At 56.5% G+C, this 25,834-nt stretch carries 20 protein-coding genes; 12 read left to right on the top strand and 8 right to left on the bottom strand.

The window, feature by feature from the left end; translation table 11 throughout:
* The first annotated feature begins 293 nt into the window (after positions 1 to 293).
* The 6 genes from V8J88_RS18100 to V8J88_RS18075 all read left to right on the top strand — a co-directional run bounded on the left by V8J88_RS18100 (position 294) and on the right by V8J88_RS18075 (position 6,485).
* Complete coding sequence (locus tag V8J88_RS18100; protein WP_338845631.1) at positions 294 to 1,214, top strand: STM4015 family protein; 921 nt, start codon at positions 294 to 296, stop codon at positions 1,212 to 1,214.
* 14 nt (positions 1,215 to 1,228) lie between these two features.
* Positions 1,229 to 2,326 (top strand): STM4014 family protein, encoded by a 1,098-nt coding sequence (locus tag V8J88_RS18095; protein WP_338845630.1) that lies wholly within the window; start codon positions 1,229 to 1,231, stop codon positions 2,324 to 2,326.
* Positions 2,323 to 3,138 (top strand): STM4013/SEN3800 family hydrolase, encoded by an 816-nt coding sequence (locus V8J88_RS18090; RefSeq protein ID WP_338845629.1) that lies wholly within the window; start codon positions 2,323 to 2,325, stop codon positions 3,136 to 3,138. The genes V8J88_RS18095 and V8J88_RS18090 overlap by 4 nt, the downstream gene beginning before the upstream one ends.
* Positions 3,135 to 4,508: an STM4012 family radical SAM protein gene (locus V8J88_RS18085; RefSeq protein WP_338845628.1), complete on the top strand. Its 1,374-nt coding sequence runs from the start codon at positions 3,135 to 3,137 to the stop codon at positions 4,506 to 4,508. The genes V8J88_RS18090 and V8J88_RS18085 overlap by 4 nt, the downstream gene beginning before the upstream one ends.
* 92 nt (positions 4,509 to 4,600) lie before the next feature.
* Positions 4,601 to 5,614: a PDDEXK nuclease domain-containing protein gene (locus V8J88_RS18080; RefSeq protein ID WP_338845627.1), complete on the top strand. Its 1,014-nt coding sequence runs from the start codon at positions 4,601 to 4,603 to the stop codon at positions 5,612 to 5,614.
* Positions 5,604 to 6,485 (top strand): STM4011 family radical SAM protein, encoded by an 882-nt coding sequence (locus tag V8J88_RS18075; RefSeq protein WP_338845626.1) that lies wholly within the window; start codon positions 5,604 to 5,606, stop codon positions 6,483 to 6,485. The genes V8J88_RS18080 and V8J88_RS18075 overlap by 11 nt, the downstream gene beginning before the upstream one ends.
* A 1-nt stretch (position 6,486) precedes the next feature.
* Here the strand turns inward: V8J88_RS18075 and V8J88_RS18070 are convergent, their stop codons facing one another.
* A complete protein-coding gene (locus tag V8J88_RS18070) occupies positions 6,487 to 6,804 on the bottom strand; it encodes a PEP-CTERM sorting domain-containing protein (protein WP_338845625.1) in 318 nt (105 codons plus the stop codon).
* A gap of 105 nt (positions 6,805 to 6,909) precedes the next feature.
* Here V8J88_RS18070 and V8J88_RS18065 point away from each other — a divergent pair, with 105 nt between their 5' ends.
* Complete coding sequence (locus V8J88_RS18065; protein ID WP_338844876.1) at positions 6,910 to 8,256, top strand: IS5 family transposase; 1,347 nt, start codon at positions 6,910 to 6,912, stop codon at positions 8,254 to 8,256.
* A gap of 647 nt (positions 8,257 to 8,903) precedes the next feature.
* On the opposite strand, the gene V8J88_RS18060 is transcribed toward V8J88_RS18065, so the two are convergent.
* The 3 genes from V8J88_RS18060 to V8J88_RS18050 form a co-directional block, all read right to left on the bottom strand.
* Complete coding sequence (locus V8J88_RS18060; RefSeq protein WP_338845624.1) at positions 8,904 to 9,560, bottom strand: DUF642 domain-containing protein; 657 nt, start codon at positions 9,558 to 9,560, stop codon at positions 8,904 to 8,906.
* A 276-nt stretch (positions 9,561 to 9,836) separates the two neighbouring features.
* Positions 9,837 to 11,354, bottom strand: coding sequence for a hypothetical protein (locus V8J88_RS18055; protein ID WP_338845623.1), 1,518 nt, complete (start codon positions 11,352 to 11,354; stop codon positions 9,837 to 9,839).
* A gap of 761 nt (positions 11,355 to 12,115) precedes the next feature.
* The gene (locus V8J88_RS18050; protein ID WP_338845622.1) at positions 12,116 to 12,943 is read right to left on the bottom strand and encodes a response regulator; all 828 of its coding nucleotides are present in this window, start codon (positions 12,941 to 12,943) and stop codon (positions 12,116 to 12,118) included.
* A gap of 140 nt (positions 12,944 to 13,083) precedes the next feature.
* On the opposite strand from V8J88_RS18050, the gene V8J88_RS18045 reads away from it, so the two are divergent.
* From V8J88_RS18045 to V8J88_RS18030, 4 genes are all read left to right on the top strand, one after another.
* Entirely contained in the window at positions 13,084 to 13,629 is a 546-nt protein-coding gene (locus V8J88_RS18045; RefSeq protein WP_338845621.1) for a helix-turn-helix transcriptional regulator, read from the top strand.
* A gap of 652 nt (positions 13,630 to 14,281) precedes the next feature.
* Positions 14,282 to 15,316, top strand: a complete 1,035-nt coding sequence (locus V8J88_RS18040) for a hypothetical protein (protein WP_338845620.1) — start codon at positions 14,282 to 14,284, stop codon at positions 15,314 to 15,316.
* A gap of 188 nt (positions 15,317 to 15,504) precedes the next feature.
* On the top strand, positions 15,505 to 16,092 hold the full coding sequence (locus V8J88_RS18035) for an AHH domain-containing protein (protein ID WP_338845619.1): 588 nt from the start codon (positions 15,505 to 15,507) through the stop codon (positions 16,090 to 16,092).
* A 7-nt stretch (positions 16,093 to 16,099) separates the two neighbouring features.
* A complete protein-coding gene (locus tag V8J88_RS18030) occupies positions 16,100 to 16,651 on the top strand; it encodes a hypothetical protein (RefSeq protein ID WP_338845618.1) in 552 nt (183 codons plus the stop codon).
* A 432-nt stretch (positions 16,652 to 17,083) separates the two neighbouring features.
* On the opposite strand, the gene V8J88_RS18025 is transcribed toward V8J88_RS18030, so the two are convergent.
* The 4 genes from V8J88_RS18025 to V8J88_RS18010 all read right to left on the bottom strand — a co-directional run bounded on the left by V8J88_RS18025 (position 17,084) and on the right by V8J88_RS18010 (position 23,068).
* Complete coding sequence (locus V8J88_RS18025) at positions 17,084 to 18,385, bottom strand: diguanylate cyclase (RefSeq protein WP_338845617.1); 1,302 nt, start codon at positions 18,383 to 18,385, stop codon at positions 17,084 to 17,086.
* Positions 18,382 to 21,411, bottom strand: a complete 3,030-nt coding sequence (locus V8J88_RS18020; RefSeq protein ID WP_338845616.1) for a response regulator — start codon at positions 21,409 to 21,411, stop codon at positions 18,382 to 18,384. The genes V8J88_RS18025 and V8J88_RS18020 overlap by 4 nt, the downstream gene beginning before the upstream one ends.
* Before the next feature lie 3 nt (positions 21,412 to 21,414).
* Positions 21,415 to 22,227 (bottom strand): transporter substrate-binding domain-containing protein, encoded by an 813-nt coding sequence (locus V8J88_RS18015; RefSeq protein ID WP_338845615.1) that lies wholly within the window; start codon positions 22,225 to 22,227, stop codon positions 21,415 to 21,417.
* A 133-nt stretch (positions 22,228 to 22,360) separates the two neighbouring features.
* Positions 22,361 to 23,068, bottom strand: coding sequence for a hypothetical protein (locus tag V8J88_RS18010; protein WP_338845614.1), 708 nt, complete (start codon positions 23,066 to 23,068; stop codon positions 22,361 to 22,363).
* Between the two features lie 229 nt (positions 23,069 to 23,297).
* On the opposite strand from V8J88_RS18010, the gene V8J88_RS18005 reads away from it, so the two are divergent.
* Positions 23,298 to 25,724 (top strand): DUF4214 domain-containing protein, encoded by a 2,427-nt coding sequence (locus tag V8J88_RS18005; protein WP_338845613.1) that lies wholly within the window; start codon positions 23,298 to 23,300, stop codon positions 25,722 to 25,724.
* Positions 25,725 to 25,834: the final 110 nt, after the last annotated feature.

The raw sequence follows: 25,834 nt of genomic DNA, 5'->3' as shown, positions 1-25,834 counted from the left end.
TTTTGCCAGACTTGAAGAGTAGGATGTTGCCATTTGATGTAGGGTAAAAGGGGTAGTTTTTTAAATGTAATTTTAAGATAGTATTTTGTTGTGAAATGTGATGGGTATCACAAATCATCCATTTTGCATATCTTTTGCGGCTGTTTGAAAATGGCCCGGGTTTGCATGATTTGCTCAGAGGCATTTGCAAACGCCCTGCTTGCATGCAATAGCCGATCTTCCTTGCCGGATGTTGGATTGCGCTATGCTAGTATGCCCGGCAGCCCCATTCCCACCCTTCACAGGAGCGCAGCATGACGATTTACGAAAATCTCCGCATGTTTGATGGCAAATACGTGCTGGATTACGATCCGCAGCAACCCTTTGACAGCGCGGCAGCCTACCGCCTGCGACTGGAATATGACGATGAAGGCAGTCTGCCGGAACTGCTGCAGCAATTCGCCGCACAGGTGGATGTGTCCAAAGTGCAGGCGCTGGTGATCGGCATGTGGGGTGAGCCTTATGAAAGCAGCGTGGACGCCGTCTTGCAGGCCTTGATTGAACTGGCCCCGCGTCTGTCCCAGCTGCGGGCTTTGTTCGTGGGCGATATCACCAGCGAGGAATGTGAAATTTCCTGGATCGTGCAAGGCGATTACAGCGCGCTGCTGCAAGCCTTCCCGCAACTGCAGACGCTGCAGATCCGTGGCGGCAATGGTTTAAGCCTGGCCCCGTTCCAGCACGCGAATTTGAAAAAACTGGTGATTCAGTCCGGCGGCTTGCCGGCCAGCGTCTTGCAAGCCCTGGCGCAATCTAAGCTGCCGCAATTGGAACACCTGGAACTCTGGCTGGGCGCGGAAGATTACGGTTTTGACGGCAAATTGGAAGATTGTCAGCAAGTGGTGCATGCATTGCGCGGCCCGCAATTGCGCTATCTGGGTTTGCGCGACAGCGAAATCAGCGATCAAATCGCCACCTGGATCGCCGGCGAAGCCTGGGTGACGCAATTGGCGACCCTGGACCTGTCACTTGGCACGTTGGGCGACGCTGGCGGCCAGGCTTTGCTCGACAGCCCGTATCTAAGCGGCTTGGAAGATTTAAACCTGGAACACCATTATCTGAGCGAAAGCATGCAAGACAGTTTGCTGGCCAAATATCCCGATGTGAAGTTGGATGATGCACAGGAAGCGGACGGGGACGATGATGAAGAATACCGCTATGTGGCGGTGTCTGAATAAAGCCGCTTGAGCAGGTGGGAGCGTTGCTGTTATTGGGCGTGGCCAAAGGCAAGCGCGTGCGCTTGCAACAGGCGGCGCGCGCCAGTCTGGGTTTGCCTGCCGCGCAGGTCTTGGATTGGGGCGATTGGCTGGCGCAGCCGCAGCGCTTGCCGGACTTATTGCAACAAGCCAGCCCGGCGCTGCTGAAAATCGACTCCCCCGGCGAGGACAGCGCAGTGCAACAGCACTTGCTCAGCCTGGGAGCGCAATTGCTGCATAAGCCAGTCCCCGCCCCGGTGGCGCACGGGCAATTGATGGCGCATGATTGCTGGTTTGCCGGATTTGCCGAATGCCTAAAGCAAGTGCAGGCGCAGACGGCGGCGCACCCGGTTGCGCTGTGCAATGCCGTGCCTGACATCTTGCTCATGACCGACAAACTGGCTTGCCAACAGCATTTGCAAGCGCAAGGCTTGCCTGTGCCGCCTTTATTGGGACAGATTGAAAGCGGCGATGCGCTGCTGGCGCAGATGCGCGCGCAGTCCTGCTCCCAGGTCTTTGTTAAAATCCGCTACGGTTCTTCGGCTTGCGGCGTACTGGCTTTGCGCAGCGCCGGCGGCAAACTTGCGGCCAGCAGCTCCGCCGATTGGCAGCACAGCGGCGCCGGCCCCATGCTGTTCAACAGCAAACGCATCCGCCATTACCGCGATGCGCGCCAGATCATGCAAATCGTGGATTGGCTGTGCGCACAGCAAGCGTATGCCGAAGTCTGGCTGCCCAAGCCAAGCGCGCCGGGCGGTCATTTTGACTTGCGCGTACTTTGCTTGCAGGGACAGGCGCGCCATGTGGTGGCGCGCCTGTCGCGCCAGGCGATGACCAATTTGCACCTTGACAGCCAGCGCCGCAGCGCCGCCGAGGTGCTGGCCGCGCCGCATGAGCAAGCCTTGCGCTGCTTTGCCGGGCGCGCCGCGCAAGCTTTTCCGCACAGCCGCGTGATCGGCTTCGACATCATTCAGCGCGGCGTGCGCAGCTGCTTGCTGGAGGCGAATGCATTCGGCGATTTATTGCCGGGTTTGCTGCATGCGGGACATGATCCCTATCAGGATCAAGCCTTGCATTGGGAGGCGGCGGCATGAGTGCGCCGGGCGCATTCAAAGCGATGCTGGGGGGCAGCGATATTGTGCTGCTGACCTTTGACACCTTGCGCTACGATGTCGCGCAGCAATGCTGGCAAGCCGGCTTGCTGCCGCATTTAAGCCCCATGCTGGGCGCGCAGGGTTGGCAAAAACGCCATACGCCGGCCAGCTTCACCTATGCCGCGCACCATGCTTTTTTCAGCGGATTTCTGCCTACCCCGGCTGACCCGCACGTTAGCCAAAACCGCCTGTTCGCCAGCCGTTTCGGCGGCAGCCGCACTTGCGATGCGCATACTTTTGTGTTTGACGAAGCCACCTTGCCGCAAGCGCTGCAGGCGCGCGGTTATCACACCCTCTGCATAGGCGGCACCGGGTTTTTTAACAGCGCCACAGCCATGGGACAGGTTTTGCCCGGCATGTTCATGGAAAGCCATTGGAGTCCGGCGCTGGGCGTGACGCAAAAACGGGCGCCGCAACGGCAAGTCAGCCTGGCCCTGCGCCGCTTGCAGGAAGTGCGCCAACCTATGTTTTTATTCATCAACTTAAGCGCCATGCACCCGCCCCACCATTTTTATTTACCCGGTTGTACGCGCGACAGCATACAAAGCCAGGCCGCCGCCCTGCAATACACCGACGCCGCCCTGGCGCCGTTGTGGCCGGCGCTGCGCGCACGCGGCGGCGCATATTGCATTTTGTGTTCGGATCATGGCCATGCTTTCGGCGAAGACGGCTGGCATGGCCACCGCCTGGGACATGCCAGCGTCTGGGATGTGCCGTATGCGGAATTTGCATTAGTCCCGGAGGCGGCATGAACAGCCCCCTGCAGGATTTGCAGGCGCGCCTGCGCCACACCCCATATCAAGCTTATTCCTATTCCTATCCGCACAAGGCGGCGTATCGTTTGTTGGATACCGCGCAAGACTTGGCGCAAGTGTGGGCGGCGGAAGATAAGCGCGCCTTGTCCGGCTATGTGCATATTCCCTTCTGCAGCATGCGTTGCGGCTTTTGTAATTTGTTTGCGATGGCCACCCCGGCGCCTGAGATGGTGGATGCGTATGTTGCGCAGCTGGTGCGGCAAATGCAAACCGTCGCGCCGCTGCTGGGCGAATTCAACTTCGCCCGTTTTTATGTCGGCGGCGGCACGCCCACGTATCTGAATCTGGCGCAATGGCGGCGCTTGCTGGATGGCCTGGGCGAATATCTGCATCTTGATTTGCATCATGTCCCGGCTGGCGTGGAAGCTTCGCCGGAAACAGTGGATGCGGCCAAGCTGGCGCTATTGCGCCGCGCCGGTGTGCAACGCATCAGCCTGGGGGTGCAAAGTTTTGCCGCCAGCGAAGTGCGCAGCCTGGCGCGCGCACAGCAAAACGCGCAGGTGCAGGCCGCGATAGAAGAAGTGCGACACGCCGCTTTCCCGCTCTTGAATCTGGATTTGATCTACGGCATTGCCGGCCAGACCGTGGCCAGCCTGCTGGCTTCGATTGACAGCGCGCTCGCCTTTGCGCCCGAAGAATTGTATTTATATCCGCTGTATCTGCGGCCGCAAACCGGCCTCGGAATGCAACTCAGCCGGCAGGGACAAAGCAATTTCGCCCCGCTGATTTTGCATGCGGATGGCGACAGCCGGCTGGCCCTTTACCATGCCGCGCGTGACCATTTGCGCCAAGCCGGCTATCGCCAGGTCTCGATGCGCATGTTCCGCGCCCCGCATGCGCCGGCTGACAGCGGCCCGGCCTATTCCTGCCAAAACGATGGCATGCTGGGCTTTGGCGCCGGCGCCCGCTCCTATACGCGGCGCTTGCATTACTCCAGCGCCTACGCGGTGCAGCGCAGCGCGACGCGCGACATCATCGCGGATTGGCTGAATCAAGACGCCGTTGCGCTGTCCCAGGCGCGCTATGGTTTTGTGTTAAATGAAGACGAACAGCAACGCCGCTTCGCCATGCAATCGCTGCTGACCGAACCGGGCCTGGAGCTGGCGGCGTGGCAGGCGCGCTTTGGCGGCGAGCTGTTGGCGCACAGGCCGGAATTGCAAGCCTTGCTCGACTTGGGCCTGGCGCAGGCGCACCAAGGCTGGCTGCGTTTGACCGAAGCCGGCTACGCGCGCGCCGACACCATCGGCCCTTGGCTGGCTTCACCGGCGGTGCGCGCCTTGATGCAAGAACGTGAGGTCAGTTGTTAAGTCAGTTTTCCTGCCGCTTTCATGAGGGGCAAAGCCGATATAATTTCCAGGGCGTGATTGGGTTTGATTTTCAATTTGCAGGAGGCCCCAAGATGACTAAGCCTGTGCAGGCTCCGGATTTTTCAGAGATAAGCGGCTTGATAGAAGCGGCGCGCCAACAGGCCTACCGTGCGGTGAATACCACCCTTATAGAGCTGTATTGGCAAGTCGGCGCATATCTCAGCGCCAAATTGGCGGCTGCCGAATGGGGCGAGGGGGTGATCGATCAGCTGGCGCGTCATTTGGCGCAAACACAGCCTGGTTTGCAAGGCTTTACCCGCAGTAATTTATTTCGCATGCGTCAGTTTTATGAGACCTATCAGCACGACGGAAAAGTCGCGCCACTGGTGCGACAATTGCCATGGACCCACAACCTGATCATTCTCGGCCAGAGTAAGAGCAAAGAAGAGCGCGAATTTTACCTGCGCATGGCGACGCAAGAGCGCTGGAGCAAGCGCGAGTTGGAGCGGCAGTTTAATACGGCGTTGTTTGAGCGCGTTGTGTTGGCGCCGGCAAAGCATTCAGACGCATTAGTGCAGATGCATCCTGATGCAAAACATGTGTTTAAAGACAGCTATGTGCTTGAATTCCTTGGCTTGCAACAAGCGCATAGTGAAAGTGATTTGCATCAGGGTTTGTTGGAAAAGCTGAAAAATTTCTTACTCGAACTGGGACGTGACTTTTGTTTCATCGGCAGCGAATTTCCGTTGCAAGTCGGCAAGCGCGATTTTTCCCTGGATCTGCTGTTTTTCCATCGGGGATTGAATGCCCTGGTCGCGGTCGAACTCAAAGTCGAACGCTTTGAACCCGAGCATGTCGGCAAGCTGGCGTTTTATCTGGAAGCGCTCGACCGGGATCATAAAAAGCCGCATGAAAATCCCAGCATCGGCCTGTTATTGTGCGCCAGCAAAGATGATGAAGTGGTGGAGTATGCGCTCTCGCGTTCGCTTTCCCCCGCCCTGGTGGCGCAATACCAGACCCAATTGCCGGACAAAAAATTATTGCAGGCCAAATTGCATGAGTTTTATGCGCTGAATCTGGCGCAGACGCAGGTGGATGATGACTGAGGCGTCCGCCCTGAGCCTGCTGTATCGCGGTACGCTGGCCAGCTGCAATTACGCATGCAGCTATTGCCCCTTCGCCAAAAAACGCGATAGCCGCGCCGTACTGGCGCGCGATGCGTCGGAAGTGGCGCGCTTTGTCGCCTGGTGCGGCGCACAGCAACGGCGCTTGCGGATTTTTTTCACCCCCTGGGGCGAGGCCCTGGTGCGGCGGCATTACCGTCAGGCATTGCAGAATCTGTGCGCCATGCCGCATGTGCTGCAAGCCGGGGCGCAAAGCAATCTGGCGGCCCCGCTGGCCTGGCTGGAACGCATGCCGCCGGCGCAACGCGCGCGCCTGGCCTTGTGGTGCACCTTTCACCCTGAGCAAGTCAGCGCGGAACGCTTTTTGGCGCGCAGCGCACGTTTGCAAGACTTGGGCGTGGCGCACGCGGTCGGCATGGTCGCCTTGCGTGAAAACATCGAGCAGATCGAAGCCATGCGCGCCGCACTGCCGCAACATATTTATTTGTGGCTGAATGCCTATGACAGACGCGGCCCCGCTTATTACAGCGCCGCCATGCTGGCGCGCTTGCAAGCAATCGATCCCTGGTTTGACTACAGCCACAAACCGCGCCCCGCGCTGGGCGCCGCGTGCCGCGCCGGCAGTGAAAGCCTGATGTTGGATGGCGCCGGCAATCTGCAGCGCTGCCACTTTATTGAAACCGGACTGGGAAATTTATATCAGGATGATTTGCAAGCACTGCTGCAGGAAAGTCCCTGCACCCGCCGCCGCTGCGATTGCTATATCGGCTATGCGCAGCGGCGCGACTTGCCTTTTGTCGAGGACTTCGGCCCCGGCGCGCTGATGCGGCAGGGGCCGGGCAGTGCAGGGTGACTTATGCCGCCTGCTTGCGCTTACGGCGCGCCAGCAAGCCCAGGCCGGCCAGACCGGCCAACATCATGGCGTAAGTTTCCGCTTCCGGCACCATCGGCGTTCTGCCCAGATAAGTCAACTCGCCACGGGCATAGGCGGTATTCCACTTATCCGGCGAATATGCTTCTTGCAATTGCAAAAAGGTCCCGTTGCCAGGCGTGAAATTGGCTAAGGTTAAATTGTCTTGCAACATCTGCGGGCCGCTGAAGACCGCGCCACTGAGGTCTTGCAAAACAAATTGCAGACCCGCGCCCGGCGCTAATTGGTCTCCCCTGAACAATTCCCAACCTCCTGATTTTATTGAAAAAAATTGAGGAATGGAGACCGCAGAATTGCAAGAAATGATTAAAATAGAATTCATTTCCGGCAAAAAGCGGAGGGGCAAATGGGGCCGAAACCGACGGGGACAGTAAGCGCGGATATGTTCCGACAAAGGCTTGATGAGTTGGTCAACCCCAAACATCCATTGGTGAAGTTGGCCGATTTGATGGATTGGAGCGTGTTCGAGAGGGAATGGACGACGCATTTCCCGTCATCGCGAGGCAGACCAGCAACTTCTACGCGCCTGATCGCAGGCCTTTTGTATCTGCAACACACATTTGCGTTATCTGACGAAGATGTTGTGTGGGGATGGGTTGAGAATCCATATTGGCAATTGTTTTGCGGGGAAATTTGGTTTCAACATCACCCGCCAATTGACCCCAGTTCGCTGACGCGTTGGCGCAAACGGATTGGAGAAAAAGGTCTGGAATGGATGCTGACGCAGACAATCAAAGCAGCAGAAAAAGCCAAGGTGGTGGAACAAAAAAGCTTTGAGAAGGTGATCGTTGATAGCACAGTGCAAGAAAAAGCGATTACGTGGCCAACCGACGCAAAATTGCTGGAGCGCGCCAGGCAGCATCTGGTCAAATTTGCCATTGAGGAAAAGTTGGATTTGCGGCAAAACTATAACCGTGAGGCGCCAAAATTAGCCGGGCAAGTAGCGCGTTATGCTCACGCCAAGCAGTTCAAACGCATGCGCGGCAGTTTAAAGAAGCTCAAGACGCTGGTGGGGCGCGTTTATCGGGATGTGGAGCGCAAGCTCGCCAACAAGTCTGAGAGCGTGAAGCAGAAAGCCAGCGACTTGCTGGCCAAAGCGAAGCGCCTGCTGACGCAACAAAAAAATGACAAGAATAAACTTTATAGCCTGCATGCGCCGGAAGTTGAATGCATCTCCAAAGGAAAGGCCCGGCAGCCATATGAATTCGGTGTGAAGGTTTCGATTACGGTGACACACAAAGAAGGCTTGGTGGTGGGGATGCGCAGTATGCCCGGCAACCCATACGATGGCCATACTTTATACGAAGCATTGGAACAAGCGGCCATCCTGACAGATACCCTTCCAAAAGAGGCATTTACAGATTTGGGCTATCGCGGCGGCACAGCGCCAAGCGGCGTTAAAGTCTTCCATCGACGTTTAAAGCGCAACATCACAGCGCGACTTCGGCGGGATATCCGACGGCGAAGCGCAATTGAACCGGTGATTGGACATATGAAAAATGACGGAAGATTGAGCAGAAATTGGTTGAAAGGCGCTGATGGTGATGCCTTTCATGCTTTGTTATGCGGCTGCGGCCACAATCTGCGCATGATCCTCCGAAAGCTCCGGCTTTTTTTGGCCTTCCTTGCGTTTCTTTGCAGCTTCAGATTTCCTGAGGGAAAACCTTGTCTGACCGCAGATTGCATTTGTTGACCTTAATTTGAATTGTTCAGGGCCGACTAATTGCAGGCCACCCAGGCTGCCATTCAGATTGAAGGTGTAGAGGTGAAACATGTCGGTGGGATAGCCGCGCCCATCGTCCCAGGGGCCAGAGCCGGGATATGTGCCTGGCGCGCCGCGATCATACACATTCACCACGCCAGTGCCGTGGTCTGTCACCGTGGCCGGGCCAAAGGTGACGCTCAGATTGCTGTAACGATAATCGCCGCGATACGGCAACCAGGGATTGGGATTGAGCGCCTGCCCGCTTTCATAGGTGAAGGAGCCGGTGAAAGTGGCGCCAAGCGATAAGCTGCCAAAGTTATCATTCAAGGCGCCGGCAAAGTAATAAGTGACAGGCGCGGCGAGTGCGGCGCTGTGCATGACAAGGCCGAATACGCCAGCCAGCAATGCTTTATTCAACATAGAGTTCTCCAGAAGGGTTTGGGGATGTGCGGGCTTGTCTCAAGCCCGGTGGGGAGTTGATCAAGCCGATTTCCAGCCAGACCATGGTGCGGGAGTTTGCTGCGTTATTCCGGCGGACGCACTACACGCCGTAATTTGGATGAGACATGATAAGCGTCAGACAAGCTGCTCGGCAGCACACGCCGACGCCGGCGTGTGCTGCTGTATGGGCAAAATCAGATGGACTGGTTTTGCTTGCGGCGGGTCAGCAGACCCAGGCCGGCCAGACCGGCCAGCATCATCGCGTAGGTTTCCGCTTCCGGCACCGGTGCGGCGTTCACCACCACATTGTCCAGACCGATCACAGCGTTATTGCTGAGGGAGCCGTTTTCCACGCCCAAAAAGCTCAAACGGGTAATGTTGCTGTCAGCGGTGAAGGTGTAGCTCTTGCGTTCCCAATCCATGATGCCGCCTTCATAGATATTGGTGAACAATTGACGCGGCTGATTATTCACGGTCAGGGCCAGGGTCGCGGTGCGAAAACCTTGAGCGTGGAAGTCGCCCAGATCAAACGAGACGGTGTAGCGCTTGCCGGCTTCAGTGGCGAAGCCATCCGACAGCAAACCCTTGTTGTAGCCATAGATGCCGGTCAGATCAATCCATTGATTGCCATGCGCAGCAGGGACGAATTCGGTGCGGGTCAGTTGGGTGTCAGCGCCCAGCACAGTCCAACCGGGGATCCCGGTCGAGCCGCTGTTATAGATACGCCAGGTCGAATTGCTGGGAATTTGTACTTCTTCAAACGAGCCATTGCGCAGCAGATTGACTTCAGCGCTGGCTTGTGCGGACATGGCGAGCGCAGCCGCCGCCAACAGAGTGGAGAGCAGTTTCATGAGATTCCTTGTTAACAGGGTGGTATAGGCGTTTTTATTGTGGAACCCATTGCATGAAAGCTATGGGCTTTGCATTATGCATTGCCGGTCTGCAAGTATGCGGGGAATATTTTCCTGTAGGAAACCATGAAGTGTCAAATGTTTTATTCGTTGTACACGTATCGGGCTTAGATTGATGAATGATGTTGAGGGATGGCGGGGCCTCTCAGGCGCCATACGAAAATCAGGCAGACGCCGGCGCTTGTTTCATCAAACAAGCGCCGGCATTTGACCTGCTTAGCGCGCCAGCCCGATCGTCCCGCTCAAGCTGCCCTTCATGGCGTAATACCCCACCGAGCCATATTTCGAGAAGCCATTAGCGGGCGTACCCTCTGCGCCGCCCTGAATCACCAGCTTGTAAGCGCCCGCCGGCAATTGCAGATTGACGAATTCCGCCGAACGGTGCACCGCCAGATTGCTGCGCGCCACCACGCTGCCGGCCGCGTTGTACAGCGTGGCTTCGACATCCAGCATGCGCAGATATTCAATCGGGTCAATGCGCAAATTCAACACGCCATTGCTGTTGAGTTTGAAGGTAAAAGCGTCGCTGTCCGTATTGCGCTCGATCTGGCCCCAGTTGCTGCGCGGATCAATCACGCCACTCGCGCCAAACACCATCGCCTTGCCGCTCACATTGTCATCCGCCCGGTAGGGCACGCCTTCGCCCACAGTCATGATGTTGAAATCATCTTCTTTATTGCTGGCGCCGGTATATTCCCCCCGGCTCCAGGTGAAGAGTTGATTGGCCCAGGAACCGCCGCGCCAGTAATTGCCCATGATAGGCCCCCACTGGAAAGCAGCGATGCCGCCGAAATATTCGCCATCGCCGCCGCCGCCGTCATGCAGCATACCCATCTGATGCCCGACCTCGTGCGCGGCGGTCATCCCTATCCCATAGCCATAATCAAAACCGGAAGAAGGATTGCGATACAGCGTGCCGGCGGAGGTGGTGCCGAATGAATGCACCGGCGCAAAAGAGCGCCCATCCTGATTCACAAAATTCAAGATGCCGGTGCGCAGCACATTCGCCGCTTTCGCCGCGTCATATACCGCACGGTTGGTGGTCACATTCATATTCAGCATCGAATACTGATCCGCCACCGATTGCCAGGCGCGATACATATTTTCTTTGCTGACGCCATTCAAAGGCGTGCTGCCATTCATCACCGCCCGGGTGTTCAGATAAAACACATACGGGCTGCCGGGCCGGCTTTCGAGTTTGGTCACGTCTTGATTATTGTAAGGGCCGATATGCGGCGCCTGACGCAGGGCCATACTGCTATAGACCGGATGTGAAACCGCCAGCAAACCTTGTTCCGGCACATTTTCAGCAATGAATTTTTCATCCAGATCCGGATAGATTTTTTTCAATGGCACCGCATGCGCCCACACCCGGCCATGCTTGTCGGTGGTGTATTCAAACGCTTTTTTGCTGTCGTGCAGCACCAGATAGCCATAGGCTTTTTTCTGATCGCCTTTGAGCATAAAGACCGAATTTGGCGTACCCAGCGCCTGACCGCTGATGGAAAACTTGCCATCGCGCTGAAAAAAATCGCGGATGTCAGCGGCAAGGCTGTGCCCGCCCAGATTGGCCTGAAACGTGCTGCGGATATCGCGGTGTTGCTTGCTGTAAGCCTCCACCACTTGCTGCACGCTGCCCAGTTCAATCCCAACGGCTTCCGTGGCCAATTCGTGTTGTTGTGCAAAAGCGGGCAGCGCGAGCAAGGCTGCCACAAGCAGATAATTGCGGTTCATCTCTGTTGTCTCCATTGATTTTTATTGGCGCGAAATGGGCGCGAAGTTCGCACATTTGCAAAGGGTGATTGCGCAGGCGGAAAAGCCATGCGGAGCCGGGTAAGGCGAGCGGTTCAAGCCGCGCCGGGTGGGGCGGAGTGACTCTTGCGCAATCGGGATTCAGCGTAAATCAGGGCTATATAGCTGTCAATTGCCGCATTTTTGATGCGAAATGCTGCATATTGCAAGGATCAAGCATTTGCTTTTTTGATCCGCAGCAAGATTCGGCGCGATAATTTTGCGCGAAATATCGAATTGTCAAAAAAATCACAGAATTGCGATTGCCTGCTGTATTGGCAATCTGCTCTGTATTGATCACTCTGTCACTTTTCAAGAGCACATCCGGCCCCGAATTCACTTCGCAGGCCGCGCGCGGTAAACGGGATAAAATTTCATGGCAAGCAGCATGGATTGAATTTTATCCGGTTAAAACTGCAAGATAAGCAATTTGCCGTCACATTCTGTTTTCCACATCATGAAATTTGCGCGGAATACTTGGCGAATCGGCAAAGCGCTGAAGATTCTTTCTATTTTGCGTGCTTGGCTGTGTTTTTCTGCGGATTATGTATTCGGCAGTTGCGCAAACAGGGAAAAAGGGGAGGGGCGCATGATAGCGGCGCATTTTATTTTGTATGTACGGGATCAGGCGGCGCGCTTTCAGCTGGAGCGCAGCAGGTCTTGTCCTTGCAGGGCAGTGGCGCGCCGGGCAGAGGGTGCATTTGTCAAGGCTGCTGGCGCGATTTGTCAGCCATGCGTGCCCGGTGAATCCCGGGAAAATACCCGCGCCGCCGCGCCTCCTCTGCCAAAGCATGGCGGCCAATCACTTTGAATTTTGAATAAATTTCAGTCAGACAATTTTTCACTCTGCCCGTCGAGATCCCAATCTTGCTCGCCATCTCTTCGTTGCTTGGCATCGGTTGCTGCAATAACAAATCCAAGATCAGCATTTCACGGTCACTTAAATATGGCAAGAGATTGCGCGGCTCAAGCAAGGCCTGCGATAACAGCTGTTGAGGAAAGGCCAGATGGTTGCTGAGCACCGCCCCGAGCGCTTCATGCAAATGCGACAATTCCCAGGTTTTATCCACCACGCCATGAGCACCCAAGCGGATACAAGCCCGGATTGCCGCCCGATCCATGGCGTCGGTGAGCACAAGCACCTTGAATCCGCGCCGCAACAGTTCCGGCAGCAAATGCAAACCATCGTCTTCGGCGCCCAATTGCAAATCCAGCATCGCCACTTGAAAGCGCGTGTTGCGGATCGCATTCTGCGCCGCATGTCGGCTGTTGACAGCGGTAATCTGGTAATGCTCACGCAACTCCTTGCACAGCAAATCCAACAACAAGCGCTGGTCATCAACAATCAAGAGATGTGGTTTTTGTGTCGCCTCTTCCGTTTTCATCATAGTTCCTGTTGCTGAGCGCCCGCCCGTGAGGCGGGGCATGTTGAAAAATCGCGGCGCCAATTCAGGGCGGCGACGCGCGCCAGATACTGCCTTACCGTGCCGTTTTCGTGAGACATGAAAGATAGCGGCGTATTCATAATGCACATTATTTTCACCATTAGGCATCAAATTTGATGCTTTTTATTGCGAAAAATTTCAATTTGTTGTTTTTGTGTGACTTTGCTCACAAAAAGTGAGCGCTTGAGCTGAATTGCTTATAATTCGCGCCTTACAAAGGGGCTGCCATGGATGAAGAACGGAACAATAGTGGGGGCGAAGTGGGCTTGCGCTTGCAAGCTTTGCGCGAGGCGCTGAACTTGCGCCAAACCGACATCGCCAAAATGGCCGGGGTCACGCGCTCGGTGTGGCAAAAATACGAAATGGGCAGCGTGATGCCGGGATCGCTGGCCTTGATCAAACTGGCGCAATCCGGCGTGAATTTGCACTGGCTCTTGACCGGACAAGGCCGTATGTATGCCGCTGCCGCAAAGCACGAAGCCGCCGACAAGGCGCGCTTGGAAGCCGCGATGCGCATCGTCGCGCAGTCGGTCTGGCTGGATGGCGTGCGGCTGGATCAAGGTCAACACCACACCCTGGTCGGCTGGGCCATGGCCTTGCTGGAACAAGACCTGTCCGATCACAGCATCGCGCTTTTGCTGCAGCGCGTCTATGCCGGCATGCAATCCAGCCCGGCGACGCTGCGCCAGACCCTGCTGGCCCTGCCGGAAGCACAACTGCGGGACGTTTTGCAGGATTTGCCGCTGCTGGCGACGCTGCAACGGAAGGCCTGAGCGCGGGAAGCAAGTCACCCTATCCGGCCTTGCCGCGTGGGAATATACTGTTGACTTTTTCACCACCGGGGAGAAAGTCATGTGGGATATGTTTGCTCAGCAGGTGTCGGGTGTGTCGATGGACGCGGGTTGCTTGCCAGTGGATGGCGGGGGAGATGTGGCGCTTAGTACTGAGTTAGCGCCGACTGATGATTGTGTGACTTGTGCGGGAACGGGCAACCCACCTCCGCCAAGATGTTTGTTTGTGGATGTGGGGGCTCTTGCCGCGCCACGGAAGGTAGCCGAGTCTGTAGAAGGCGAAGTGATTTACTCGCTTCCGGATGCACCTCCACCGCCAAGATAATCTTGCTAAATACGTAAATGGGAGAGAGGCGTGAAATATCATCAAGAAGAAAAAAACGTGCAAATCGGTACTGATATAAGCATTATGATTGCACTTTGGCTATTGTCATATGCACAAGCCCTCATTCTCTTCATGATTGACATGCAGAAATTTGCTGTTAGTGGCTTGTATATCCCTTATTTGTTAATGGTTCCTGGCGCTCATATCGTTTTTTTGTACAAATGGCGGCATACTCCAGTTGCACGCGATGTCATTGCGTTAAGCGTATATAAAATTTTTCTGATCTTATTTCTGCTCACGAGTAAAGCCTTGCACTGGGAAGCTTGCCTCGACTTATTGTATGACTACAAATTATTTCACTACCTCAATGGCTTGATTGCGGTATATAGCCTGCTGCGTATTTCCTGGCTGCCGCTGGCGAAGGACGGTGGTTTAGCGGCTTGGCCCGCGCTGGATTGGCCGATGCAACGCTTGTTCGGCCCGCGATGGTGGCCAGCGCTGCCAGCGCGACCGCGCTTTTCCGGCCGGCAGTGGCTGCATTGGCTGGGCTTGCTCGTGATTGCCTGCAGCTTTGGCGTTTTCCAAATCTTAAATGGCAAAATGGTTTTCCCCTACTTGGTCTTGGCCATTTCCGTCTTGCTCACACTGTATTACGCGCCGCGTTTAATCCAGCTCTTGTGCCAGCAACTGCAGCAGGCTGCGCGCGCGGTGCGCTTGTCGCAACGTCTGCGTTTAGCGCGGCGTGTGGCCAGCTTGCGCATACAGGCCTTGATTAGCCAGCATCATCAGCAATTGCAAACCCAGGCCAGCCAGTATGATGCGCAATTGCAAGCGCTGCAGGCCCGCCATGCGCAGGAATTACAAGACTTGCAAGCAGAATTGGCGCTCATGCGCGCCAGCATCGTCCAGTTGGAAGGGCATAAACAGGCGGCGCAGCAAAGCAGCGACGCCGAAATTGCGCAGTTGCAAGCGGATTTGAGTACCAGTGTTCAGCTAGTCGATGCTCTCAGCGCCCCCGCCGGGGCAGATGAGGCGAGCCGGAAAAAAGTGCAAGATTTGCAAGGGCAGTTGGCCAGAGCAAAGCGCAAAGCGCAGCAACAACAAGCCAGCTACGATGAACAGTTGAATCATATGCGCGTACAAGTGCGCAAGCTGCAAGAGGATTGCAATTTATTTGCCAGTTATTTTCAACAGCCGCTGACCCCGGATGCATGCCGGCTGGTGGAGTTGTTACTGGCCTTGCCCCTGAAAGAGCAATTGCTGCGGGTGCGCATGATTGATGACATCTTGCGTTTGCCGCCATCGCCAAGCCCCGGCCCTGGCAATTTGCGTTTGGTGACTTGACTCAGCATGCCGGCAAAGTGCGCATCGTCGCGGATTGCATCGCAATAGCTTGATTGCTAAGCGAAAATACGCGTAAAAATTCTATGGCGGGCGGCTGTATGGTATGATCGAAATATTGTCTTTTAGGAATTTTTCTTCCTTGCCGCATTGCAAATCTGATTCGGCGTCCCCATTATCCCGGAGTCTTGATGTCAAACGCACAAAAAGTCACCACCACTGGCCAAACCATCCTGGCGCAGCGCATCAGCGCCGCACAAACCTTGGCCAACAGCGGCGCCAATGCGCATCAGGCGCTCAATACCCTGATGTTACAAAACCAGAAAAAACAGTTAGCGCAAGCGCATTATGACAAACTGGGCATCACCGCCCCAAACCAAGCCATCTCCCTCGCCATGGACGCCGCCCGCCCCGTCAACCACTCCCGCACCCTGGCGCGCAACATCAACCGCAACACCGGCACGCCAAGACCGCAATATGTGGCGGCGCATCATATTGTGGCGAGGTTGGCAATTGATGCACATATTGCAAGGTCTTGCCTATTCATATGGGGTATTGCAATCAATGATGCAGATAACGGAGTTTATTTACCCCGCTTTGCTTCATCGGCCGTGCCAAGTTTGCCGCAAGCATTAGTTCATCAAACGTTGCATACTGGTGTCTATTATTTGGAAGTCAATCTTCGGCTGGGAAGAATTAGAAACCAACCTGCGCAAGATGGGCGATTAACGTTACGAAAAATAAAACAGGAAATTCTTTCTGGGATTTTCCCTTACTGAGGTAATTATGATCTACGAAATAAGAAATGATGGAATTAATAAATATGCAGTTCTCGCCGGAGATTATTCTGTAGATCCACTCGGGCAGCTGTTTGAAACAAATGGATCGCCATTGCAATGGCCAGCACCACCATTTGTGCAAACAATATTAAAGCACAGGAAGAAAACCAAGTCTCCTCGTGCAGATTTCAGCCACCTTTGGTTTGGTTCGATTGTATTGAGTCAACGCGCCTATTTATTATTGCATGAATTTCTGGCGCCATTTGGTCAGCTCCTCGAATTGAATTGTGAAGGTGAGCCAGAATTTTTCTACAACGTTACAAAACTCCTGCCTTGCATAGATCAGGAACATTCTGAGTTTGATGAGTATCAACTAGTTAAACGTCCCGCTTTTTTCTCAGAGTTTGACCAGGAAGTACCATTGATATTTAAAGATGCGTTGACGGCACGAATCTGTATTTATATCAATCAAGTCGCTAAAGAAAAGCTGGAGAAAATAGTGCAAGAGCATGCTCTGACTGGTATTAAATTCTCTATTCCAGGTAGCTCACCCTATTGAGGGCAGCTTTTTATGTGCGGATGACGTTGACTTTTGCGCTGCCCAAACACTGACCAACAGCGGCGCCAATGCGCATCAGGCGCTCAATACCCTGATGTTGCAAAACCAGAAAAAACAGTTAGCGCAAGCGCATTACAACAAACTGGGCATTACCGCCCCAAACCAAGCCACATCCCTTGCCATGGACGTCGCCCGCCCCGTCAACCACTGCACCCTGGCGCGTAACATCATAATTTGGCTTCTATTCAGCCGTTGAGCCTCGCTCCGTCATTTCCGCATGTTTTTAGCGGGAATCCAGTTTTGTGCGAACAGGCGCCGTTTGAACTGCGTGCAACCATTGGATTCGCTTCCCCGATTCAAGCACGCGAGGGCAGGTTCTTCGCGGGAATGGCGATGCCGGAGTGAATAGCCAGGAATATTGTTCAACACCGTTCAATGATGTTCCATCTGCTCCATGGCCGCCTGCGCGTCGCGGAAAAATTGCGCATTATTGCGCCCCAGCGCCTTGGCGTGATACATGGCGATATCGGCGTGTTTCATTAATTCATCCGGTGTGTTGCCGTCGCTCGGGTACAAGGCAATTCCGATGCTGGGTGAGCTGATCACTTGATGCGCCTCGATTTCATACGGCGCATCCATGCGCGTCAGAATCTTGTGCGCCACCGGCAGCGCTTGCTCGCGTTTGCCGGCTTCATGCAAGACGATCACAAACTCATCCCCGCCCAGGCGCGCCACCAGGTCGCTCTCGCGCACCGCCTGGCGCAAGCGCTGCGCCACTTGCACCAGCAAGGCGTCGCCGACATCGTGGCCCAGAGTGTCATTGATATGCTTGAAGCGGTCAAGATCGATAAACATCAGTGCGGCGCCTTCCTGTTTGCGGCGCGCCAGCGCCAGACATTGCTCCAGATGGATATTTAAATGCAGGCGGTTGGGCAGGCCGGTCAGCGCATCGTGATGCGCCATTTGCTGGAAATGGTCCTGCGCCGCTTTTTGTTCTGAAATATCGACCATGCTGCCGATGAAAAAGCTGGCATGGCCGTTGCGCTGGCGCACACAGGAAATGGTCAGCAACACCGGATAGGCGCTGCCATCGGCATGCCGGTTCCAGACTTCGCCGCGCCATTCATCATGCTTTTTCAGATGCGCCAGCACGCCCGGCCAATCCGGGCCGAATGCGTTTTTTTGTCCGCCTTCAAGGGTTAAAAACAGGGGATCGCGTCCGCGCACTTCTTGTGAGGCATAGCCGGTCAGGCGGGCGAAGGCCGGGTTGGCGTCCAGAATATGGAACTGCGCATCCGTGATCAACAAGGCTTCGCCACTGTGTGAAAACACATGCGCGCCCAATTGCAATTGCGCTTCGGTCTGCTTTTTTTGCAGCAAATTGCGCACCCGCGCCAGCAAAATCGCCGGAATCACCGGCTTGCTCAGATAATCGTCGCCGCCGGTGTCGAGCGCGCTTAATTCTGTTTCGGTGCGGCCATCGCCAGACACCAGAATCACCGGGATATCCGCATGCTGTGGATCGTTGCGCAAACGGCGCAATACTTCCAGCCCGTCCATTTCCGGCATCACGATATCGAGCAAAATCAGTTGCGGCGGATTTTCCTGCGCCAATTGCAGCGCTTGTGCGCCGCTGGTGGCGAAGGCTAAGCGGTAATCCGCTTTCAATACTGCGGCCAGACTGTGCAGATTGGCCGGCTGATCGTCCACCAGCAATATCAGGGCTTGTTTCATGTTTCGCACTCGCTCAGGGCTTGCGCACTGGCTTGCCTTGCCGTCGCGTAGTCAAAATTGTCCAGCGCCTCTAATAACTGCTTCAGATTGGGGGATGCGCTTGCTACTTGCAATGCATGCAATTTAAGCAACGCTTCGTCGCTGATCAGTTGCTGGCTTTGCAGCATGGGCGCAATTTCCAGCAGCAGCGCGCGCAACTGTGCTTGCTGCTCTGGCGTCAGCGCACTGCCGGACGGGCTTGCCGCCTCAGCCGGCGGGTTTTGCAACAGGCGCAGACAGTCCAGGGTTTCTTGCAGAATGTGTTGTAAAGCGTGCACGAGGGAGACATCCGGCTGGCCTTGTTTGAAGCCCGGCTCCAATGCCGCGCAGGCTTGCGCCAGGGCATGCATGCCCAGATTGGCGGCCACCCCTTTGACCGTGTGCAAATGCAGGCGCGCCGCCTCATATTCCCCGGCTTGCATCCAACTGTGCAATTTATCCTGCAAACCGGCTTCACTTTCGGCAAAGCGGTTCAGCAGACGCAAATACAGCGCTTCATTGTCCTGGAAACGGTTGCTGATGCCCGGCAAGTCAAAACTCGGGGCCAGGCGCTCGCCCAGAAGCTGCAAGCCGGCAAAGCCTGCTTGCAGCGGCGCTTCCGGCGCTTCCGGCGCGCTTGGCGCAGCAGCAGGGGGCGCGCCCGGCGCCGTTGCCGCAGCATTCGACGCCGGCTGTTCTTGCCGCTGGCGCGCTGCCTCGCTGGTCCATTTGTCCAGCACGCGCATCAACTCATCCGGATCCAGCGGTTTCGCGACAAAATCATTCATGCCGGCGGCCTGGCAGCGGTCGCGATCTTCCTGCATCACCGCCGCCGTCATGGCAATGACAGGGGTGCGGTCGCCGCCTTGGCGGATCAGGCGGGTGGCTTCAAAGCCATCCATTTGCGGCATGTGCAAATCCATTAAAACCAGATCAAACATGCTTGCCCGCATCATTTGCAGCGCTTCGCCGCCATGCTGGGCGATGCTGACCTGCAAGCCGCGCTGTTGCAGGAAGGTGGCGGCCACTTCCTGATTGATTAAATTATCTTCCACCAGCAAAACCCGCACGCCGTCTAAGCGCAGGCCGGCGTTTTCCAGCGGGCGCAGCGGCATTTTCGGGCGTACTGCGCGGATATTCAGCAGCGCATCCAGTAAATAAGAGGGGGTCACAGGTTTGTGCAAAATGCCTCTGACTTGCAGATTGCCGGCGGCGGCGCTGACTTCATCGCGGTCATGCGCGCTGACCATGAAAATCAGCGGCGCCTGCAGTGCGCTTTGTTGCAGTTGGCGCGCCACCGCCAAACCGTCCATGCCGGGCATGCGCCAATCCAGCAGTGCGATGTCAAACGGCTGTTGCGCCGCGCGCGCCGCCGCTGCCGCCTGCAAGGCTTCGCGCCCGCTGGCGCACACCGTGCAGCGCAGCCCCCAGGCATGCAGCAATTCTTGCAAAATCAGGCGCGAGGTTTCCTGATCATCCGCCACCAGTACGCGCAGATTTTTCAATTGTTGCAAATCGGTCGCTTCCTGCGCCATGCGTCCGACCTGGATGGTGAAGGTGAATACAGTGCCCTTGCCCGGCTCGCCGCTGGCGGCAATGTCGCCGCCCATTAAATGCACCAGACGCTGGCTGATCGACAGGCCCAGGCCGGTGCCGCCATATTTACGGGTGATTGAGTTGTCGGCCTGGGTGAAGGCTTGAAACAGTTTTTGCGCCGCTTCGCGCGACAGGCCGATCCCGGTGTCGCGCACCGCAAAACGTAACAGCCAGTGTTCTTCGTTGCTGCTGGCGATTTCGAGTTTGATGGCGATTTCGCCATGTTCGGTGAATTTCACCGCATTTCCGACCAGATTGTTCAAGACCTGGCTGACGCGCAGTGAGTCGCCCAGCACCTGTTGCGGCACATCGGCTTGAATGTCGAGAAAAATTTCCAGGCCCTTGCTTTCAATCAGCGGCAAGAACAAGGCCGCCACATCGCGCAATAATTCTTCCGGCTTGAAGGGGGCGCAATCAATATGCAGGCGGCCAGCCTCGATTTTGGAATAGTCCAGAATATCATTCAAAATCCCGAGCAGGGCGCGCGAAGAGGCGTAGGCTTTTTTGAGGAAGTCGCGTTGCTGCTCTTGCAATTCAGTTTCCAGCACCAGCCGGGTTAAGCCGATGATGGCGTTCATCGGCGTGCGGATTTCGTGGCTCATATTCGCCAGGAAATCGGATTTGGCGCGGTTGGCGGCTTCGGCCTGTTGTTGCGCCTCTTCCAGTTCGCGCGTGCGCGCGGCCACACGCTGTTCCAAACTGGCGTTATCTTCGGCGATTTGGCGGTGACTGCGCGCCAATTGCTGCAATAAATGATTAAAGCCATTGGTCAGGGTGTGAATCTCGCGAATCTTGCCGCCGCCGGCATCCAGCATATCCGCATGGCTGCTTTGGCGCGCCAGATGCTCCACTTGCAGGGACAGCCGTTCCAGCGGGCGCACCAGCAGACGGCGCGCCGCCAGCCAGAACAGCAGGCCGAGAAACAGCATCAGGGCCAGATTATTGAGCAGCAGGCGGAATAACACGTCCTGTAAATGCGCAAACAGCAAATCATCGCTGGAGCGGATGCGCAACTGTCCCAGCACCACTTGTTTGCCCTCGCCAAAACTCTTATGCGTCAAATCCCGTTCGACTTGCAGCTTGCTGCTGGGCGGGTATTTTTCAGAGCGCCAGCTCAGGCTTTGTTTGGGATTGGGCGTGATGATTTCGACTTGCGCCACTTGCGGATTGGAGGCGATGCCCTTGAGCATGGCTTGCAGCACGGTGTCCTGATAATCCCATAAGGCGGATTCCGCGCCGGGGGCGAATGTGATGGCGAGCGCATTCAGGCTGTGTTGAATATTGTGCCGGGTTTTATGGTACTCCAGCGCCAATTGGATGGCGCTGATGCAAATCGCAAACAGTAAAAAACCCACGGCAAGATAGCGCAACAGCCATTGCGCCAGACTGTGATTGGAGGCGGCGGCTGGCATGGTTCAATCCGGCATATCAAGCAGACGCTGGGTTTCTTCGGGCGGCAGATAGCGCAGAAAAATCCGCTTGATGCTGCCATCTTTACGCATCTCCTGCAAAATCTTGCGCCAGGCAGCGACTTCAGGCTGGGCGAAGCTCTTTTTGGAAAGGATCATGCCATGCATCACGCCGCGCGTTTGCGGGGCCCAGTCCTGGATCATGACATCTTGCGCAAAGCCCAGATCAGCCAGTTTTTTGTGATACAGCGGGGCCGGCGCATACATCGCGTCGATCCGGTTTTCTTTGAGTTTTTTGAAAATGATTTCAATCTCCGGGCTTTCCTGCACCCGGCCGGCGGCGCGCAAAGGCTCCAGCCATTTATCTTGCTGCTCGCCGTGTTTGTAGCCGCGCACCACGCCGAAAATCAGCTTGCTGTCATTGATGAAATCCTGTGGCTGCTTGACTTGATTTTGCAGACTGCGCCGGATTACCGCGTGATTTTTCTGAATTTGATAGTGGATGAACCAGGCGAAACGGTCGCGTTCAGGGGTTTGGATGCCTGAGGTGGCCATATCCAAGGCGCCGCTCTCCAGGTCTGCCCAGATGCGCGCGCGCGCCATCACCATGGTTTCGATGCGGCAGCCGCTGCGGCGCTGCATTTCCTGCACCAGATCAGGATCAATTCCGCGCGCCTGGCCTTGGGCGTCGCGGAAATAATACAAGCCGTTCTCATAAAAGGCTAAACGCAGGGGCCGTGCGCCGCACTCCAGCGCCTGCGCGCTGACCACATGGCATGTCAGTAAAAAACACAATAAAAGCCAATGGCGAAATGGCATGTCCTGGCGCTCCATCAGTTAGCGGCGCCGCATTGGCTGCCGGGCGGGAGGGGGTCGGCTTGGCGTGTTTGCCGCCGGCTCTGTTTTGCATTGTAAGAGCCGGCTTGCAAAAAATCCATTGGCGCTTGCGGCTTTACATCAAGCGCAGCTGATACTTTTGCAATAATTCTGTTTCAGGCGCAGTGCTGCATAAGAGATAAATGTAATGGCTGAAGATGCGTCCGTTCAAAGGCATCGCCACTTCCCGCTCATAGCACAGCAGGGCGGCGGATTGCGCCGCTGTCGCCAGCGCAGCCTCGGTTTGCGCTGACCAGATCAGGGCCGCGCCTTGCGGCTGCAGGTGGCGGCGCAGGAAATCCAGGCCGCTTTCGTCATACATGCGGCTGTTGTGCGCGCTGGCCAGATACGACGGGCCGTTATCAATATCCAGGCAAATCATGTCATACAGGCCGCCAGCTTCTATCACCTGATACACATCGCCGCCAATCAGCTGTGCGCAGTCTGGCGCCAGACCCTGCATTTTTTGAAAATACCGGCCATACCAGTCGATGATTTGCGCGGTCAGCTCCGCCACGCTCAGATCGGCGCACCGTTTGCTGTGCTGCAGCGCTTGCACGCAGGCTTTCAGGGTGAAGCCAAGGCCCAGGCCGCCAATCAGAATGCGCGGCTGCGCAGTGCGGCAAAACGCCGCCGCCATCTCGCCCAGCACATCTTCCGAGGCATGCAAGAGGCTGTTCATCAGCTCAATGCCATCAAAACGGATCAGATATTCCTTATGCCCATGCGTGTATAACTCCAGCATGCCATGCGCTGATGGCGTGGCTTCGACCAATTCCCACATCCTGTTTTCCTTTGCAAATCAAGGCCGGCATTGTAACCCGGCAAATCTGGCGCGGCGGCGCACGCTCAGGCTGGGCTTGCCATTATGTTAAAATTTATGCCACTTTTGACTCCCCCGATGCGCCTTCGCGGTTGCCTGCGCTGCTTTTTCCGGTTCAAATCACCTCATGAATGTTCACCTTTTAGCTGCCCGCTTTTCCACTCATTTCGCGACAAATCGCTGGTATTGGATGATGTTGCCGCTATTCTTGAGCGCCTGTGGCGGCGCGCAACAATCGCCGCCGCCGCGTCTGCTTGGGCACAGCGCGACGCCCAAGCAGGAAAGCACGCCGGCCCCGCAACTGGGCCAGGCCCCGCGCCAGTCGCAGCAAGACGCGCAAGCTTTGCCGGCCATGCGCAGCGCGCCGGGGCTGCAAGCCCTGCGCAGCCAGGATGGCGGCTACAGCATTGACACGCAGGAGCGGGAGGCGGTGCGCCTGTTTTACCGCACGGTGTATGCCTCTTCCGATCATGTGGCCAGCGGCTGGAATGGCGATACCGGCGCATGCGCCGCAGGCAACGTCAGTGCCGAATATCAAGCTGCGACTTTGCGCCGCATCAACTGGTTTCGCGCCATGGCCGGGGCGCCGGCGAATGTGCAATGGGATGCCGCATACAGCGCGCAAGCGCAGCAGGCCGCTTTGCTGATGAGTGCAAATGGCGCGCTGAGTCATTCGCCGCCGGCAAATTGGAAGTGCCACAACAGCAGCGGCGCACAAGCCGCCGGCAAGTCCAATCTCAGTCTGGGCAATGCCGGGCCGGCGGCGATCAGCGCTTATATCAGCGACAACGGCGGCAATAATACGGCAGTCGGACACCGGCGCTGGATCTTGCTGCCGCAAACCCGCTTCATGGGTACAGGCGATGTCAGCGGGGCCGGGGTGACGGCGGCAAACGCGCTGTGGGTGATGGATGGCAATGCCTTTTCCAGCCGGCCCGCTGTGCGTGATGATTTTGTGGCCTGGCCGGCCAAGGGCTACGCCCCCTATCAAACAGTGTATCCGCGCTGGTCATTTTCTTACCCCAAAGCAGACTTTTCCAAAGCCAGCGTCAGCATGACGGAAAACGGCAAGAGCATCGCGGTCCGGCAAGAGGCGCTGGCGAACGGCTATGGCGAAAACACCCTGGTCTGGCTGCCCGGCGCCTATAGCGACGGGATGCGCTGGGCCAAACCGGCGGCGGACACGGTGTATCAAGTCACGCTCAGCAATGTGCTGGTGGGCGGGCAGGCGCGCAGCTTCAGTTATAGCGTGACTGTGTTTGATCCAGAGCAGGAAGGGGCAGCGGGCGCTTTGCGCATCAGCGGCAGTGGCAGTGTGAACGCCGGCGTCAGCACTGCTTACAGCCTGAATCAGATCCCCGGCGCCACCGGCTATGAATGGCGCGCACTGCGCGGCAGTGACTATCATTTGCGCGACGGGGCGGAGCAGGGCAGCGCCAATTTCACGCTGAATGTCGGCAATTACAGTGTGGTTTCAAGCGAATTCGCGGCAAATGGTGCAAAATCCTTTCATCTGGCCCACCCCTCGGGCAGTGGCGATCAAAGCATGCAATTCCTGCCCACCCTGATCGGCAGTGCGCAAGCGCAGCTCAGCTTTGCCAGCCGTCTTGGCTGGGCCACCGCCAGCCAGATTGCGCGGGTGGAAATCTCGTTGGATGAGGGCAAGAACTGGGTCTCAATCTGGCAGCAGGCCGGCAGCAGCGCGGAAAACAGTTTCAGCCGCAAAACACTGTCTTTGGCGGCGTATGCGGAGAAAGCGTTTCTACTCCGCTTGCGCTATGAAAAAGGCGGCTCGTTCTACCCCCAGACCAATGGCAATGTCGGCTGGTATATCGACGATCTCGAATTGCAGGGCGTGCAGCAGATCAGCGTGTTAAGCGGCCCGCACAGCTTGAGCGGGACAAATTTTTCCACCAGCTTCGCGAATAATGGCATGGTCTGGCTGCAGGCGCGGCCCGGCATGTATGGTTATTTTGGCGCATGGAGCGATTTGAAAGCGGTCAGCGTTTCCAATCAGAGCGTATTCAATGGCACAGACGGCGATGATGTGATGTACGGCAATGGCGGCTGGCGGCTGGATGGCGGCGCCGGTTTTGATCTGGCCCTGTATCAGGGCGCGCGCAGCGCCTATCAGGTGCAAAAAAATGCAGATGGTTTGAGCGTCAGCGGCGCGCGCGGGCAGGATGTGTTGCGCAATATCGAGCGCCTGCAGTTTGATGACAAAATCATCGCCTTCGATCTGAGCGGGCGCGCGGGGCAGGCATATCGCTTATATCAAGCGGCCTTTAACCGCACGCCGGACGCCGGCGGGCTGCAATATTGGATAGGCGTGATGGATCGCGGCGCCAGCCAGGAGGCGGTGGCGGGTGGTTTTATCCAAAGCGATGAATTCCGCGCACTGTATGGCGGCACGCCAAGCGACGATGAATTTGTTATGCGGCTATACCAGAATGTGTTGCATCGCGCCCCGGATGCCGGCGGATTTGAGTTCTGGCGCGATTTGCTGCGTCAGGGGCGGGCCAACCGGCCCCAGGTGTTGGCGGCATTTGCCGAATCGCCGGAAAACCAGGCGGGGGTGGCGGCGGCGATTGCCAACGGCATCGAGTACCCGCGTTAAGCGTGTGGCTTTGTGTGCGCGCGCCAGCCGGCTTATTTGAATTCAGGCATAATCCTGCGATCCGGAGGGCGCAAGCCGCCGCTTTTTGACCTGTGCTTGCACGACCATCG

Origin of the sequence: Massilia sp. W12 (assembly GCF_037300705.1) — a bacterium.
In the GTDB taxonomy this organism is placed as follows: Bacteria; Pseudomonadota; Gammaproteobacteria; order Burkholderiales; family Burkholderiaceae_D; genus JACPVY01.
Note: the sequence above shows the minus strand (reverse complement) of the source record. Positions and strands in the feature narration are given on the sequence as shown.

Coding starts and splice junctions, on each gene's coding strand:
- V8J88_RS18100 (WP_338845631.1), top strand. CDS start 294: ATGACGATTTACGAAAATCTCCGCATGTTTGATGGCAAATACGTGCTG.
- V8J88_RS18090 (WP_338845629.1), top strand. CDS start 2,323: ATGAGTGCGCCGGGCGCATTCAAAGCGATGCTGGGGGGCAGCGATATT.
- V8J88_RS18085 (WP_338845628.1), top strand. CDS start 3,135: ATGAACAGCCCCCTGCAGGATTTGCAGGCGCGCCTGCGCCACACCCCA.
- V8J88_RS18080 (WP_338845627.1), top strand. CDS start 4,601: ATGACTAAGCCTGTGCAGGCTCCGGATTTTTCAGAGATAAGCGGCTTG.
- V8J88_RS18075 (WP_338845626.1), top strand. CDS start 5,604: ATGATGACTGAGGCGTCCGCCCTGAGCCTGCTGTATCGCGGTACGCTG.
- V8J88_RS18065 (WP_338844876.1), top strand. CDS start 6,910: ATGGGGCCGAAACCGACGGGGACAGTAAGCGCGGATATGTTCCGACAA.
- V8J88_RS18060 (WP_338845624.1), bottom strand. CDS start 9,560: ATGAAACTGCTCTCCACTCTGTTGGCGGCGGCTGCGCTCGCCATGTCC.
- V8J88_RS18055 (WP_338845623.1), bottom strand. CDS start 11,354: ATGAACCGCAATTATCTGCTTGTGGCAGCCTTGCTCGCGCTGCCCGCT.
- V8J88_RS18045 (WP_338845621.1), top strand. CDS start 13,084: ATGGATGAAGAACGGAACAATAGTGGGGGCGAAGTGGGCTTGCGCTTG.
- V8J88_RS18035 (WP_338845619.1), top strand. CDS start 15,505: ATGTCAAACGCACAAAAAGTCACCACCACTGGCCAAACCATCCTGGCG.
- V8J88_RS18030 (WP_338845618.1), top strand. CDS start 16,100: ATGATCTACGAAATAAGAAATGATGGAATTAATAAATATGCAGTTCTC.
- V8J88_RS18025 (WP_338845617.1), bottom strand. CDS start 18,385: ATGAAACAAGCCCTGATATTGCTGGTGGACGATCAGCCGGCCAATCTG.
- V8J88_RS18020 (WP_338845616.1), bottom strand. CDS start 21,411: ATGCCAGCCGCCGCCTCCAATCACAGTCTGGCGCAATGGCTGTTGCGC.
- V8J88_RS18015 (WP_338845615.1), bottom strand. CDS start 22,227: ATGCCATTTCGCCATTGGCTTTTATTGTGTTTTTTACTGACATGCCAT.
- V8J88_RS18010 (WP_338845614.1), bottom strand. CDS start 23,068: ATGTGGGAATTGGTCGAAGCCACGCCATCAGCGCATGGCATGCTGGAG.
- V8J88_RS18005 (WP_338845613.1), top strand. CDS start 23,298: ATGATGTTGCCGCTATTCTTGAGCGCCTGTGGCGGCGCGCAACAATCG.